The 14,573-nt window shown below is 69.0% G+C and carries 15 protein-coding genes; 4 read left to right on the top strand and 11 right to left on the bottom strand.

Annotated elements, in window-relative coordinates:
• Positions 1 to 49: 49 nt before the first annotated feature.
• Positions 50 to 916 (bottom strand): menaquinone biosynthetic enzyme MqnA/MqnD family protein, encoded by an 867-nt coding sequence (locus OHA11_RS27195; RefSeq protein ID WP_266507486.1) that lies wholly within the window; start codon positions 914 to 916, stop codon positions 50 to 52.
• Between the two features lie 382 nt (positions 917 to 1,298).
• Between OHA11_RS27195 and OHA11_RS27190 the strand changes: the two genes are divergently transcribed.
• Complete coding sequence (locus tag OHA11_RS27190) at positions 1,299 to 1,502, top strand: cold-shock protein (RefSeq protein ID WP_033319512.1); 204 nt, start codon at positions 1,299 to 1,301, stop codon at positions 1,500 to 1,502.
• Between the two features lie 167 nt (positions 1,503 to 1,669).
• On the opposite strand, the gene OHA11_RS27185 is transcribed toward OHA11_RS27190, so the two are convergent.
• On the bottom strand, positions 1,670 to 3,550 hold the full coding sequence (locus tag OHA11_RS27185; protein ID WP_266507484.1) for a long-chain fatty acid--CoA ligase: 1,881 nt from the start codon (positions 3,548 to 3,550) through the stop codon (positions 1,670 to 1,672).
• 314 nt (positions 3,551 to 3,864) lie between these two features.
• Between OHA11_RS27185 and OHA11_RS27180 the strand changes: the two genes are divergently transcribed.
• Entirely contained in the window at positions 3,865 to 4,851 is a 987-nt protein-coding gene (locus tag OHA11_RS27180) for a MaoC/PaaZ C-terminal domain-containing protein (RefSeq protein WP_266500713.1), read from the top strand.
• Between the two features lie 120 nt (positions 4,852 to 4,971).
• Here OHA11_RS27180 and OHA11_RS27175 read toward each other — a convergent pair whose 3' ends face one another.
• From OHA11_RS27175 to OHA11_RS27135, 9 genes are all read right to left on the bottom strand, one after another.
• Positions 4,972 to 5,622 (bottom strand): TetR/AcrR family transcriptional regulator, encoded by a 651-nt coding sequence (locus tag OHA11_RS27175; RefSeq protein WP_266500711.1) that lies wholly within the window; start codon positions 5,620 to 5,622, stop codon positions 4,972 to 4,974.
• A gap of 125 nt (positions 5,623 to 5,747) precedes the next feature.
• Entirely contained in the window at positions 5,748 to 6,050 is a 303-nt protein-coding gene (locus OHA11_RS27170; protein WP_266500710.1) for a DUF4229 domain-containing protein, read from the bottom strand.
• Positions 6,051 to 6,189: 139 nt separating this feature from the next.
• A complete protein-coding gene (locus OHA11_RS27165) occupies positions 6,190 to 6,714 on the bottom strand; it encodes a GNAT family N-acetyltransferase (RefSeq protein ID WP_266500709.1) in 525 nt (174 codons plus the stop codon).
• Between the two features lie 217 nt (positions 6,715 to 6,931).
• Positions 6,932 to 8,095 carry an aminofutalosine synthase MqnE gene (mqnE, locus tag OHA11_RS27160; protein WP_266500708.1) on the bottom strand — a complete coding sequence of 388 codons (1,164 nt, stop codon included), beginning with the start codon at positions 8,093 to 8,095 and terminating at the stop codon, positions 6,932 to 6,934.
• Between the two features lie 49 nt (positions 8,096 to 8,144).
• Positions 8,145 to 8,600 (bottom strand): Lrp/AsnC family transcriptional regulator, encoded by a 456-nt coding sequence (locus OHA11_RS27155; protein ID WP_266500706.1) that lies wholly within the window; start codon positions 8,598 to 8,600, stop codon positions 8,145 to 8,147.
• 77 nt (positions 8,601 to 8,677) lie between these two features.
• Positions 8,678 to 9,355, bottom strand: a complete 678-nt coding sequence (locus OHA11_RS27150; protein ID WP_266500704.1) for a UbiX family flavin prenyltransferase — start codon at positions 9,353 to 9,355, stop codon at positions 8,678 to 8,680.
• Between the two features lie 31 nt (positions 9,356 to 9,386).
• Positions 9,387 to 9,959 carry a Uma2 family endonuclease gene (locus tag OHA11_RS27145; protein WP_266500700.1) on the bottom strand — a complete coding sequence of 191 codons (573 nt, stop codon included), beginning with the start codon at positions 9,957 to 9,959 and terminating at the stop codon, positions 9,387 to 9,389.
• Positions 9,960 to 10,006: 47 nt separating this feature from the next.
• Positions 10,007 to 10,915, bottom strand: a complete 909-nt coding sequence (mqnP, locus tag OHA11_RS27140) for a menaquinone biosynthesis prenyltransferase MqnP (RefSeq protein WP_266500699.1) — start codon at positions 10,913 to 10,915, stop codon at positions 10,007 to 10,009.
• Positions 10,912 to 12,372 carry a menaquinone biosynthesis decarboxylase gene (locus OHA11_RS27135; protein WP_266500697.1) on the bottom strand — a complete coding sequence of 487 codons (1,461 nt, stop codon included), beginning with the start codon at positions 12,370 to 12,372 and terminating at the stop codon, positions 10,912 to 10,914. The genes mqnP and OHA11_RS27135 overlap by 4 nt, the downstream gene beginning before the upstream one ends.
• 162 nt (positions 12,373 to 12,534) lie before the next feature.
• On the opposite strand from OHA11_RS27135, the gene OHA11_RS27130 reads away from it, so the two are divergent.
• Both OHA11_RS27130 and OHA11_RS27125 read left to right on the top strand, forming a co-directional pair.
• Positions 12,535 to 12,999 carry a PLD nuclease N-terminal domain-containing protein gene (locus tag OHA11_RS27130; protein ID WP_266500695.1) on the top strand — a complete coding sequence of 155 codons (465 nt, stop codon included), beginning with the start codon at positions 12,535 to 12,537 and terminating at the stop codon, positions 12,997 to 12,999.
• A gap of 140 nt (positions 13,000 to 13,139) precedes the next feature.
• Positions 13,140 to 14,567 (top strand): cytosine permease, encoded by a 1,428-nt coding sequence (locus OHA11_RS27125; RefSeq protein ID WP_266500694.1) that lies wholly within the window; start codon positions 13,140 to 13,142, stop codon positions 14,565 to 14,567.
• Positions 14,568 to 14,573 lie beyond the last annotated feature (6 nt).

Genomic DNA, 14,573 nt, shown 5'->3' with positions numbered 1-14,573 from the left:
GCGGCCCTGTCGAGCAGGGTAATGCGGTGCTGTACGCCGGTGTCCTTCCCTACGGCTGCAGCAGATCCACCTTCACGTCCGGCGCAAAGCCCGTCGTCGGTCCCACCCTCCGTGCGAACTCCGTGACCGCCTCCAGCTGCGGGCCCCCGAAGCGGAAGTCGAGCGTCATGAAGTAGCGCTCCAGGACGCTCTCGTCGAAGGCCTCCCAGCGGGCCGCCTGCTCGGCGACCTTGCCGACCTCCTCCAGGGAGAGGTCCCGGGAGGAGAGGAAGGCCTCGTGGACCTGGCGCGTGAGAACGGGCTCGCGCTCCAGGTAGTCGCGGCGCGCCGCCCAGACCGCGAAGACGAACGGCAGGCCCGTCCACTCCTTCCACAGGGCGCCCAGGTCGTGCACAGCGAGGCCGCAGCGCGGGCCGTCGAGGAGGTTGGCCCGCAGGGCGGCGTCGCCGATCAGGACCGCCGCATCGGCCTCCTGCATCATCACGCTGAGGTCGGGCGGGCAGGTGTAGTACGACGGCTCGACGCCGTACCGCTCCGACAGGAGGAGCTGCGCGAGGCGTACGGACGTACGGGACGTCGAGCCGAGCGCGACCCTGGCGCCGTCCAGCTGGTCCAGCGGGACCTGGGAGACGATTACGCAGGACATCACCGGGCCGTCGCAGCCGACCGCGATGTCCGGGAAGGCGACCAGTTCGTCGGCGTGCCGCAGGAACTCGACGAGCGTGATCGGGCCGATGTCCAGGTCACCCCGCACCAGCCGCTCGCTGAGCTTCTCCGGGGTGTCCTTGGTGAGCTCGAAGTCGAGGAGCGTGCCCGTTCTCGCGAGCCCCCAGTAGAGGGGCAGGCAGTTCAGGAACTGGATGTGGCCGACGCGCGGCCTGGAGCGGCGGGCGTCGGGACGCCCGTCGGGAGACAGGGGACCCAAGGCAGGAGGATTGTCCACATCGCGAGGCTAGCGCCCGTGGGGTACGGTGCAGGCTTCAGGGTCCGGCGGGTTCCGGAAAGGATCTCGCCCCTTCCTGTCAACCCCTGTGACGCCAAGTGATACCGCTACGTCAACCCATCGGGCGACCTTGCCAAACTTCCGGGTGACGTGATCTTGCCCTCTATTGCTTTCGGCTGCCCTCGTGGGTAGGCTCATCCGCAAGTTGCAGTTTGGTTTCCCTTGCAGTACAGAGCCTGCGGAGCATGTGACCGCGGGCTCTCGTCGTTTTCAGATGAATGCAGTTGTTTACAAGTTTTTGTTTACACCTTGCAGGTTCTGGAGCAGGGCAACCCTTTGGGCCCAAGGAGGGCTTATGGCTACCGGAACCGTGAAGTGGTTCAACGCCGAAAAGGGCTTTGGTTTCATCGCCCAGGAAGGCGGCGGCCCGGACGTCTTCGTCCACTACTCCGCGATCAACGCGAGCGGATTCCGCTCTCTCGAAGAGAACCAGGCGGTTACCTTCGACGTGACCCAGGGTCCGAAGGGCCCGCAGGCGGAGAACGTCACCCCCGTCTGATCCTTCGGCCGAGTCTTGGCTCCATGAGCCCAATACTCTGATCCGGAACCGAGAGCAGTACCCAAGGAGCCCCCACACCGTCAGGTGCGGGGGCTCCTGCCTTTGCCTGCTCCTGCCTTTGCCTGCTCCTGCCTTTGCCCGCTCCCGGGCGCAAGCTCCCCGCGCGGTTACTCCGCGCCCAGCTCCTCCGCGTACAGCTCCTCGATCTCACGCGTGAACTCGCGGGTGACCACCGCTCTGCGGAGCTTCATCGTCGGGGTCAGGTGGCCGGCCGTCTCCGTGAAGTTGAGCGGGAGGACGGTGAAGCGGCGGATCGATTCGGCGCGGGAGACGAGGCGGTTGGCGTCGTCGACCGCGCGCTGGAGGACGGAGAGGAGGTCGGGGTCGGTGACCAGCGTGGCGATCGGGACGTTCGTCTTGCGGGTCATGCGGCACCAGTGCGCCATGCCCTCGGAGTCGAGGGTGATCAGGGCGGTGATGAAGGGGCGGTTGTCGCCGACGACGACGCACTGGTTGACGAGCGGATGGGCGCGGAGCCAGTCCTCCAGGGGCGCGGGAGCGACGTTCTTGCCGCTGGTGGTGATGAGGATGTCCTTCTTGCGGCCCGTGATGGTGAGGTAGCCGTCGTCGTCCAGTTCGCCGAGGTCGCCGGTGGCGAACCAGCCCTCCTGGTCGGCCGGGACCACACCGCCCGCCCGCGGGTCCCAGTAGCCGCGGAACAGGTGCTCCCCGCTGATCAGGATCTCGCCGTCCTGGGCGATCCGGACGCGTGTGCCGGGCAGCGGCCAGCCGACCGTGCCCAGCCGGGGCCTGTGCGGGTACGTGAGGGTCGCGGCGCCCGTCGACTCGGTCAGGCCGTAGCCCTCGAAGACCTGGATGCCCGCGCCCGCGTAGAAGGAGGCCAGGCCGCGGCCGAGCGGGGAGCCGCCGCAGATCAGCTGGCGGACCTTGCCGCCGAGGGCCGCGCGGATACGGCGGTAGACGAGCGGGTCGTAGAAGGCGCGGGCCGCCTTCAGTTTCGTACCCGGGCCCGGGCCCGTGCCGTGCTGCTGGGCCTCCAGTGCCTCGCCGTAGCGGCGGGCCACACGGCCCGCCCGGTCGAAGGAGGCGGCGCGGCCCATCTTCTCGGCGGTCGCACGGCCGGTGTTGTAGACCTTCTCCAGCACGTACGGGATGGCCAGCAGGAAGGTCGGACTGAAGCCGGCGAGGTCGGCCAGCAGTTCCTCCGTACGGATGCTCGGCGCGTGGCCCAGCCGGACCCGGGCGCGCATGCAGGCGACGGAGACCATCCGGCCGAAGACGTGCGAGAGGGGGAGGTAGAGGAGCGTGGACGCGGGGTCCTTGAAGGAGGACTTGAAGACCGGGTGGAGCAGCTCGACGGCGTTGTCGACCTCGGCGAAGAAGTTGCCGTGGGTCAGGGCGCAGCCCTTGGGGCGGCCCGTGGTGCCGGAGGTGTACATGATCGTCGCGAGCGAGTCGGGGCCGAGGACGCCACGGCGTACCGCGACCTCCTGGTCCGGCACGTCGCGGCCCAGCTCGGCGAGGCGCTCGGTGTGCCCCTTCTCGAAGATCCACATGTGCTGGACGTCGGGGAGCCGGTCGCGCTCCGGGCCGAGCGCGGCGGCCTGCGCCACATGCTCGACGGCGATCGCCACCGCGCCGGAGTCCTGGAGGATCCAGCGGGTCTGGAAGACCGACGAGGTGGGGTACACCGGGACGGTGACGAGCCCCGCCGCCCAGGCCGCGAAGTCCAGCAGCGTCCACTCGTACGTCGTACGCGCCATGATCGCGATCCGGTCGCCCGGCAGCAGCCCCTCCGCGATCAGGCCTTTGGCGACCGCCAGCACCTCGGCGGCGAACTCGGCCGCCGTGACGTCCGTCCAGCTGCCGTCCGCGCCCTTCCGGCTGAGCACCGGGGCGTCGGGCTCCTCGTCGGCGTTGTCGAAGGGGATGTCCGCGAGCGAGCCGCGCGTCACGGGGTACACCATCGACGGCACCGAGACCTCGCGTACGACCCCGTCAAGCCGCCTCACCTCGGGTTCAGGGATGACGAGCTCGGGGTTGGCCGAGGGATCGCGGGACACTGGCGGCTCCTAACTCTTGCACTTCTCCCATTACGGACCTGCGAAGTGGCGGGTTCACCCAGGAAACCGGGGGGCTTGTGTGCGGAAGAGTGAGAGGTTCGTGCGCGTTGGGACGACTGTTCAGCTTTGCCCAACGTACTGACGAAACACGGGCGTTGCTCACCGGCGCGCGCGAAGTCGACGACCTGGCCGCGCTCGGGCCGCGGGGGACCGTCTCGACCCGCTTCTCACCCTGACGTAGCCTTACCTCGGGTAACCCTACTTGAGAGTAAGAAGTGATGGACGACGTGACGGATGGCGTGACGGATGGCGCGGCGGATGGCGGGAAGGGTTCTCTGCGTACCCACGTCCTCGACGGTTCGCCGCGGCTCTGGCCCCTGCTTGCCCGGGGTGCCTTCCTCTCGCTCTTCAAGCGGGCCCGGGGCGGGGTTCCGGCACCGCGGACCCGGCTGGTCCTCCCCGGTGTTCGCATCGATCTGGGCCGGCTCGCCGCGTATGAACGGGCCTGTGGGTTCGGGGTGGGGGCCGATGAGTTGCCCATTACGTATCCGCACGTGCTGGGATTCCCGCTGGCCATGCGGCTGATGAGCGAGCGCGGCTTTCCGTTGCCATTGCTCGGACTGGTGCACACCTCCATCGGGATCACGAGGCGAAGGGCGACGGCGGCGACCGGGGAGTACGAACTCTCCGTGCACGTCGATGAGTTGGTGCCCCACCGGCGCGGAACCGAGGCCGTCGTCGTGACGGAGGTGCGGACGGGGAGCGAACTCGTGTGGGAGTCGCGGAGTACGTATCTGGCGCGGCATCGAAATCGGCCTCGGGCTCGGGCTCGGCACACCTCGGCGGGGAACGCGGGCGGGCCGACCGCATCCGACGCGACCGAAGCACCCGACGCGACTGATGCACGCGGGTCGTTGCGGCCCGATGCGCGCGTGCCGCTGCCCGTCGTCGCCGAGTGGGCGCTCGCCGGGGATGTCGGGCGGCGGTACGGGGCCGCGTCCGGCGACCGCAACCCGATCCACCTCCACCCCCTCACCGCCCGGCTGTTCGGCTTCCGCCGGGCCATCGCGCACGGCATGTGGACCGTGGCACGCTGCCTCGCCGAGCACGGGGCGCCTCAAACGGCCCTGGTCCGGGCGGAGTTCAGGGCACCGGTGCTCCTGCCGGGGACGGTGTCGTACGGGGCGGAGGGCGCCGCCTTCGAACTGCGCGGGGCGGGTGGGCGGCTGCACCTGACCGGCGAGGTGCTCAACGCTCAGCTGTGATGCGGAAGGTGCGGAAGGTGCGGTAGGCGCGGAAGGTGCGGCAGTCGCGGCAGTCGCGGCAGTCGCGGCAGTCGCGGCAGTCGCGGTAGATGCAGTCAGGAACCTGCGGCCCCGCGCCCGTCACGGGGCACCGGCCGTGTCCGACCACGGTCTTTCCTCCATCAGGTTCCCCAGGCCCGCCCAGGCGAAGTTCATCATGGTCGCGGCGGCCTGCCGGGCGGAGACGCCGGGGGTGGCGTTGGCCCAGGCGGCGAGGGACTCGGCCGCGCCGACGAGGGCTTCCGCGAGGCCGGCGACCTCGCGCTCGGGCAGCGACGGATCCCGGCGCGCCTCACGGGCGGCCACCACGATCAGCTCCGTGACGAACGCGACCATCTCCTCGCGCAGCGCGGCGAACTCCGCGGCGAACGGCTCCCCGTGCGTACGCGCCTGGAGGTGCAACACGGCCCAGCCGTCCGGGTTCTGCGCGGTGTGCGTGAAGAACGCCCGCAGCCCTTCCCAGAGTTGGCGGTCAGCGGGCAGGTCCGGCTGGACCCCCGCGCGTACGGCCGCGGTCAGGGCCGCCGCCTCGCGCCGGATGCACGCGGTGAAGAGGTCTTCCTTGGAGTTCAGGTACAGATAGACCAACGGCTTGGACACACCCGCCAGATCGGCGATGTCGTCCATCGACGCGGCCCGGTACCCCCGTTGCCCGAAGGACCGCACCGCCGCGTCCAGCATCTGCTGCTCCCGCACGGCACGCGGCATCCGTTTGTTCTTGACTGCACCCATACGAGCAAGAGTACGAGTTGTCCGCCGACGGCTCGGTGGAGTGGCGGCTCAGCGGGGTGGCGACGGGATCGCGGCGTAGCGGGATCGCGGTGTGGCGGGGTAGCGGGGTAGCGGGGTAGCGGTCGTTACGACGCCTGGCCCTGGGCCCGTGTCACCTCGTCCGTCACGTCGTCCTCCTGGCTGCGGTTGGCCTCCAGGTTGGACTTGACGCGGTCGACGCGCTCGACGATCTGGATCGAGGCGCGGTCACGCTCCTTGCGCAGGACGACAAAGCTGATGGGGGCCGAGATCAGCAGGGAGAGCAGGACGATCCACATGCCGTTGGAGTCACCGAGACCGCGCGGGGCGATGCCGGAGTAGACGAGGCCCCAGACGACCACGAGGCAACCCGCGAGGATCCCTAGGCGCATCAGTGTGTAGCGGAGCATCTCAATCCACTCTTCCGTGTCGAACGGTTCCGAACAGGTCCGAAGGGGTCCGATCGTCCCCGAACGTTCCCGACATTCCCAAAGGGCACCGTCCAGTGAAGCACGCCGGGCACAGGATCTTGCAGGGGGGTGTGGGGAGTCAGGCGAGCGACAGCAGCATGAATACGCTGTCGCGGTCGTCCCCGGGAGCGACCCTGATCGCGCCGGGCACCCGGCCGACCTCCTTGTAGCCGCAGGAGGCGTAGAAGTGCTCCAGGCCGAGCCCGCCGCGGCAGGTGAGCCGTATCGCCTCTATGCCGTCCAGGGTGCGGGCCGCGGCGGCGGAGGCGGCGAGCAGGTCACGGCCGTAGCCCATGCGCTGGTGTCGTGGGTGCACCATGACCGTGTAGAGCCACGCCCAGTGGCGCATCAGCCGGTGGGTGTTGAAGGCGATGAACGCGGTCGCCGCGACCTCGCCCGACGCGTCCCGGCCGACGAGCAGCCGGGTCCGCCCCTCCGCCATGGCGACGAAGTGGTTCACCAGGTCGGGGCGTACGTCGTCCACCGTCACGGGGGGTACGAAGCCGACGGAGCCGCCGGCGTTGGCGACGTCCGCCCACAGGGTGAGAATGCCGTCGCGCAACGCGCGGTCGACCGGGGGGTCGAGTTCGAACGTAAGGGGCATAGGAGCAGGCTAGACATTACGCCACACCCACCTCAAGCAGGCCCCGACGTCACGTACGTCACGCCCCGAAGGGGCGCGGGGCTGTGACATTTGCGGCTCCGCCGCGATGGGGGTCCCCCCGCTCGAGCGAAGCCGAGAGTGGGGGAGCGACGAGCCCCCGCCGGCCCGCACCCGACACACCCGCGGCCTCAGACCCCCACCCAGCACCCCCGCAGACTCAAACCCTCATCGGCTGCGGCGACTCCCGACGCCCCGCGTCCGGGCCGTCGTACTCGCGGATGATCTCGTACCGCGTGTTCCGCTCGACCGGGCGGAAACCGGCGTCGCGGATCAGGTCGAGGAGGTCCTCGCGGGTCAGCTTGTTCGGGGTGCCGTAGTTGTCGGCGTCGTGGGTGATCTTGTACTCGACGACCGAGCCGTCCATGTCGTCGGCGCCGTGCTGGAGGGCAAGCTGGGCGGTCTGGACGCCGTGCATCACCCAGAAGACCTTGACGTGCGGCACGTTGTCGAACAACAACCTCGACACCGCGAACGTCTTCAACGCCTCCGCGCCCGTCGCCATCTGCGTACGCGCCTGGAGGCGGTTACGCACCTTGCCGTCCTTCATGTCCACGAAGTCGTGCTGGTAGCGCAGCGGGATGAAGACCTGGAAGCCGCCGGTCTCGTCCTGGAGTTCGCGGAGACGCAGGACGTGGTCGACCCGGTGACGCGGCTCCTCGATGTGGCCGTACAGCATCGTGCACGGGGTCTTGAGACCCTTCTCGTGCGCGAGGCGGTGGATGCGCGACCAGTCCTCCCAGTGGGTGCGGTGGTCGACGATGTGCTGCCGGATCTCCCAGTCGAAGATCTCCGCGCCGCCGCCGGTCAACGACTCCAGACCCGCGTCGATCAGCTCGTCGAGGATCTCGGACGCGCTCAGCCCCGAGATCGTCTCGAAGTGGTGGATCTCCGTCGCCGTGAAGGCCTTCAGGGAAACGTTCGGGAGGGCCTTCTTCAGTTCGCTGAGCGAGCGCGGGTAGTACCGCCACGGCAGGTTCGGGTGCAGGCCGTTGACGATGTGCAGCTCGGTGAGGTTCTCGCCCTCCATCGTCTTGGCGAGGCGGACGGCCTCCTCGATGCGCATCGTGTACGCGTCCTTCTCGCCCGGCTTGCGCTGGAACGAGCAGTACGCGCAGGACGCGGTGCACACGTTCGTCATGTTGAGGTGGCGGTTGACGTTGAAGTGGACGACGTCGCCGTTCTTCCGGGTCCGCACCTCGTGGGCGAGCCCGCCCAGCCAGGCCAGGTCGTCCGACTCGTACAGCGCGATACCGTCCTCGCGGGTCAGCCGCTCACCGGCCCGGACCTTGTCCTCCAGCTCGCGCTTGAGCCCGACATCCATGCTTGTGCCTCTCCTAGTGACGAACCCTGCCAACCGTACGCCCAGAGTCTTATTCCTCTTCGGGCAGCTCACCCACCCTGTTCTCCCACTTCGTGGAGAGCACGATGGTCGTACGGGTCCGGGAGACGCCCTTCGTCCCCGACAGCCGCCGGATGGTCTTCTCCAGGCCGTCCACGTCGGGCGCCCGCACCTTGAGCATGTAGGAGTCGTCGCCGGCGATGAACCAGCAGTCCTCGATCTCGTTGAGTTCCTTGAGCCGGTGCGCCACGTCCTGGTGGTCGGTGGCGTCGGAGAGCGAGATGCCGATGAGGGCGGTGACGCCGAGGCCGAGCGAGGTCGCGTCGACCGTCGCGCGGTAGCCGGTGATGACACCGGCGGCCTCCAGGCGGTTGATGCGGTCGGTGACACTGGGTCCCGACAGTCCGACGAGGCGTCCCAGCTCCGCGTAGGAAGCCCGGCCGTTCTCCCTGAGGGCCTGGATGAGCTGCCTGTCCACCGCGTCCATGCGATCGATAGCCTTCCGCTGAAGAGTTCCTGAAGTGATGCCCTGAAGTGATGCGTGGGTACTGTGCTGCGCGTTGCTCAGGTGGTGCGTTGGTCGCCGCCGCCGAGTTCGCCCTCCCAGCGGCGGTAGAGCGTGTGCCCGACGCCCGCCGCGTCCAGCACGCGCCCGGCGACGAAGTCCACCAGGTCCTGGATGTGGGTCGCTCCCGCGTAGAACGCCGGGGAGGCCGGCAGTACGGTCGCGCCCGCGTCGTCCAGTGTCACCAGATGCCGCAGGGTCTGCCCGTTCAACGGAGTCTCGCGGACGGCGACGACCAGCTTGCGCCGCTCCTTGAGCGTGACGCTCGCGGCACGCTGCAACAGGTCCTTCGAGAGGCCGAGCGCGACTCCGGCGACGCATGCGGTGGAGGCGGGCACGATCAGCATGCCCTTCGAGGCGTACGAGCCCGACGACGGCCCCGCCGCCAGGTCACCCGCGCTCCAGTACCGTATGTCGCCGACGTCCGCCGTGAAGGTACCGGGCTTGCCGTCGGCCCCCCGGCCGAGCCACTCCCGGAGGTCCTCCTGCCAGTGGGCGTCCCGGAAGCCGATCCCGGTCTCGTCGAGCAGCGTGAGCCGTGAGGCCCGCGAGACGACGAGGTCGACGCTTTCGCCGACCGCGAGGAGGGCACGCAGCACGGCCGCCGCGTACGGCGTTCCGGACGCGCCGGAGACCCCCACGATCCAAGGCCGACGCTGAGTTTCTCCTGCGTTCACACCCTGAGCCTACCGGCGGGCCGCCCGGAGCTCAGGACCGGTCGCGCGCCTTCGGATCCGTGGGAAGACCTGCGGTGGCGATCGTCAGCTTGCCCAGCGACGAATCGACGGTCAGGTCCGTGCCGTACGGGATGATGTCGCGGCCCCGGTAGCCGTCGGCGCCCGGGTTCCACATCGTGACGCAGTGGCCCTTGAGCGGGTCGAGGATCAAGTAGTTGGCGATGCCGCGGGAGGCGTACCAGCGGGGCTTCACCTCGTAGTCACGCCGGACACTCTCCGGAGACACCACCTCGGCAACGAGCTCGATCAGGTCGAACGGGTACGCGCTGCGGTTCTCGGCCTCCGCTTCGGCGGGAATGACCGCGAGGTCCGGGCAGAACTCGTTGGCGTCATCGAACGGAAAGGCCACATCACTCACCACGACCCACTCCGGCGGCAGCTGGTCCTCGACGAGGGCCCACAGGCGCTGGATGGTCCTCCCGTGGAACGGCCTGACCGGGTTCATCACGATGCTGCCCTCGACAATCTCCGTCAGGTAGCCGGGGAACATGTCCTCCAGCTTGCTGAGCTGCGAGTGCAGGCGGTCAAGGTCCGAGACGGTCACGGTGGCCTCCCTGGGGTTCCTGCCCTCGATGGTAGGCCGCACCGTATTCACACGGTCAGACCCCGAACCAGAAGATCAAGCAACGCACACCCGAACAGGGCAATCCCGATGAAGCCGTTGACGCTGAAGAAGGCGCGGTTCACGCGAGAGAGGTCGTGCGGGCGGACGATCGAGTGCTCGTACAGGAACGCGGCCGTGACGATCAGCAGGCCGAACCAGAAGAAGGTGCCCGCGTCGGTGGCCAGCGCGTACCAGACGAAGAGGGCCGTCGTGAGGGCGTGGCAGGCGCGCGCGCCCCAGATCGCCGTCGGGATACCGAAGCGCGCCGGGACCGACATGACGCCGATCTCGCGGTCCGTTGTCACGTCCTGGCAGGCGTAGATCAGGTCGAAGCCGCCGATCCAGATGCCGACCGCGAGGCCGAGGAGTACCGCGTCCCAGGACCACTCCCCCGTGATCGCCAGCCAGCCGCCGATCGGCCCCATCGCCTGGGCCAGACCGAGGATGGCCTGCGGGAAGTTCGTGAACCGCTTGCCGTACGGGTAGACCACCATCGGGATGACCGCGATGGGGGCCAGCGCCAGGCACAGCGGGTTGAGCAGGGCCGCCGCGCCGAGGAAGAACACCAGGGCGACCAGCGCGCCCGTCCACGCGTGCTTCACGCTCATCGCGCCGGTGACGAGCTCGCGATGGGCCGTACGGGGGTTGCGGGCGTCGATCTCGCGGTCGATGATCCGGTTCGCCGCCATGGCGAAGGTCCGCAGGCCGACCATCGCGATGGTCACCAGCAGCAGCCGGACCCAGTGGATGTTCCCGTCCAGCGTGAACATCGCCGTCAGCGCCGCGATGTACGCGAAGGGCAGCGCGAAGACGGAGTGCTCGATCATGACGAGGCGCAGGAACGCCTTGGTGCGCCCCGGCTGGGGCTGGGGGATCGCGGCTGATGCGCTGCTCACGAGAGTCCGTACTCCTTCCACCGGCGGTCGACCTTCGCCGCCGTCTCCGGGTCGGACAGCACCATGTCGGGCCAGCCGCCGTCCCGCGTGTACCCCTCCTCGGGCCACTTCCTCGTCGCGTCGATGCCCGCCTTGCCGCCCCAGAACTGCTGGTACGAGGAGTGGTCGAGGTGGTCGACCGGTCCCTCGACGACGGTGAGGTCACGGGAGTAGTCCGTGTTCCCCAGCGCGCGCCACGCGACCTCGTGCAGGTCGTGGACGTCGCAGTCGGAGTCGACGACCACGATCAGTTTGGTCAGGGACATCATGTGGGCGCCCCAGACGGCGTGCATCACCTTCTGGGCGTGCTTCGGGTACTTCTTGTCGATCGCGACGATCGCGCAGTTGTGGAAACCGCCCGCCTCGGGGAGGTGGTAGTCCACGATGTCCGGCACGATGATCTTGAGGAGGGGGAGGAAGAACCGCTCCGTCGCCCGGCCCAGCGGGCCGTCCTCCGTCGGCGGCCGGCCGACCACGATCGACTGGAGCAGCGGCCGCCTGCGCATCGTCACGCAGTCGATGGTGAGGGCGGGGAAGGGCTCCTGCGGCGTGTAGAACCCGGTGTGGTCGCCGAACGGCCCCTCCGGCAGCATCTCGCCGGGCTCCAGCCACCCTTCGAGTACGACCTCGGCGTTCGCGGGCACCTGCAACGGCACCGTCTCGCAGTCGACCATCTCGATCCGCTTGCCCTGGACGAACCCGGCGAAGAGGTACTCGTCGATGTCACCGGGAAGAGGGGCCGTGGACGCGTACGTCACCGCCGGCGGGCACCCGAAGGCGATCGCGACCGGCAGCCGCTCGCCCTTCCGCGCGGCCACCTGGTAGTGGTTGCGGCTGTCCTTGTGGATCTGCCAGTGCATGCCGATGGTGCGCTTGTCGTGGCGCTGGAGGCGGTAGAGCCCGAGGTTGCGGATGCCGCTCTCCGGGTCCTTGGTGTGGGTCAGACCCAGGTTGAAGAAGGACCCGCCGTCCTGCGGCCAGGTGAAGAGCGCGGGCAGCACATCGAGGTCGACCTCGTCGCCCTTGAGCACGACCTCCTGGACGGGCGCCTTGTCGGACTTCACCTTCTTCGGCGGTACGTGGGTCATGGCGCCGAGCTTCCCGAAGGCCTCGCGCACGCCGACGAACCCCTGCGGCAGCTCGGGCCTGAGCAGGCCGCCGATCTTCTCGCTGATCTCCTCGTACGACTTCAGGCCGAGCGCCTTGAGGAGGCGGCGGTCCGTCCCGAAGACGTTCATCGCGAGCGGCATCGCCGACCCGCGCACGTTCTCGAAGAGCAGGGCGGGGCCGCCCGCCTTCTGGACGCGGTCGACGATCTCCCCGACCTCCAGATACGGGTCCACCTCGGCCTTGATGCGCTTGAGGTCGCCCTCGCGCTCCAGCGCCCGGAGCAGGGAACGAAGATCGTCGTAAGCCATGCGTTCCAGTATCGGCTACTCGCTACGCTGAACCTGTAACGGGGGCGGTTCACCGGCCCCGATGGCCGCACGCATTCTCTACTTCTCCGTATCTTCGCTTCTCCGTTATCTCTGCTTTCTCTGCTTTCTCTGCTTCTCCACTCTCCACAGGGGGACCGCCGCATGCTTCGGGTGCTGATGATTCTGGTGCCGTTGGGGCTCAGCATCTATGCCTTCATCGACTGCATCACCACCGATGAGAAGGACATCCGCTACATCCCGAAGCCACTCTGGGCGATGCTCGTGCTGCTGTTCCCGCTTGTCGGCTCCATCTCCTGGCTGATCGTCGGCCACCAGCGCAAGCCGCGTGGCACGTCCTCGTTCGGCCGGGGCGGGCGGGGTGGCTGGGTCGCACCCGACGACAACCCCGAGTTCCTCAAGTCCCTCAAGGACGACGGCAAGAGTGGCAACAAGGGTGACGGCAAGGACGCGAGCGAGGACGACGACGGCCCGACGGATGCCGTGACCGACGACGAGGCGCACCTCAAGAACTGGGAGGACGACCTGCGGCGCCGCGAGGAGGAGCTGAAGCGGCGGGAGGGCGGGGCCGGTGACGGGCCGGACGATGGCGTTCCGCCGAAGCCCTGAGCCGCTCTGGCCCCCGCTGAAAATCAGCGGCGGGGGCGGAAAGAGGCCCCGGCGCCCTACAAGGTGTACGCCGGCGAGCCCCCCGAAGCGGACAGTGCGCCCCTGGGCCCGGGCGCGCGCGGCCCGGACACTTACCGGGCATGACGACTGCTCCGGCCAGTACCGACACCTCCGTCACCCCATCCCCCGAGTACGGCGACAAGGTCATCGCCGTCGAGACGGCGGGCGCGGAGCCGATCCCCCTCGCCGAGCGGCACGGCAGCCCGCTGCAACTGCTGTGGACCTGGGCCTCCCCGAACATCGAGTTCGCGACGGTCTACATCGGCGTCATCTCCGTCCTCTTCTTCGGCCTGAACTTCTGGCAGGCGACAGCGGCACTCCTGCTCGGCACGGCGCTGGGCTCGGTGACCCACGGAGTGCTGTCGCTCGACGGCCCACGGTTCGGCGTACCGCAGATGGCCATCGGCCGCTTCGCCTTCGGCTTCAAGGGCAATCTGCTGCCGTCCGGGGTCAACGCCCTGGTAGCGGGGGTGGGTTGGTTCGCCGTGAACAGCGTGAGCGCCGCCTTCGCGCTCAACACGCTGACGGGCCTGCGCCCCCTGCCCTCGCTCCTCCTCGTCGTGGCCGCCGAGATCGTCATCGGCTTCATCGGCCACAACTTCGTGCACGTCTTCGAGCGGTACGCGTTCCCGGTGCTGGCCGTGGTCTTCCTGCTGGCCGGTGTGTGGACGTTCCGCGAGGCCGACCTCGGGGCGCCCGGCGCGGGCGGCGGCATCGGCGGCTTCCTGCTCGCCTTCAGCACGGCCTGGGGATACACGGCCGGCTGGAACCCGGGAGCCTCGGACTACTCGCGCTACCTGCCGCCCACGGCATCCCGGCTGCGTACGGCGCTGTATCCGGCGGTGGGGCTCTTCGTCTCCGTAGCAGTCGTGTCGGTAATCGGCGCGGCCTCGGCGACGATCGTCGCCCCGGAGGGCGCGAGCCCGACGGCCGCCTTCACGGGTCATCTGCCCGACTGGCTGGGCGACTTGGCCCTGCTGGCCATCATCCTGGGCGCGGTCTCGGCCAACGCCCTCAACGTCTACTCCTCCGCCATGTCCGTCACGTCGCTCGGACTGAGGCTCCCGAAGTGGCTGGGGCGGAGCGCTCTGGTGGTGCTGTCGGGGCTCGCCGGTACGGCCGCCGCGTGGGCGTCACTCGCCGACGCGGGCCATGCGTACGAGGCGTTCCTGCTGGTCATCGCGTACTGGGTGGGGCCGTGGCTGGGGGTGGTGCTGGTCGAGCGGTGGGGCCGGTCGCGTACGCCCGCCGAGGAACTCGCGCCGCGGCTCGGTGACCGTACCTTCACCAACTGGCCGGGGATCACCGCCCTGTTGGCGGGCATCGCGGTGTCGGTCCCCCTCTTCTCCAACCAGGAGAAGTACGTGGGGTGGGTGCCCGAGCAGTGGCCGTCCTTCGGGGACATCACATGCCTGGTGGGCTTTGTGGTGAGTGGGGGGCTGTACGCGCTACTGCGTCAGCTGCCTGCGGCGGCGGCCAGGCGACAGAACGCCGCCGGAGGGGTCTGACAGCGG

The organism is Streptomyces sp. NBC_00878, assembly GCF_026341515.1.
Taxonomy (GTDB): Bacteria; Actinomycetota; Actinomycetes; order Streptomycetales; family Streptomycetaceae; genus Streptomyces.
Note: the sequence above shows the minus strand (reverse complement) of the source record. Positions and strands in the feature narration are given on the sequence as shown.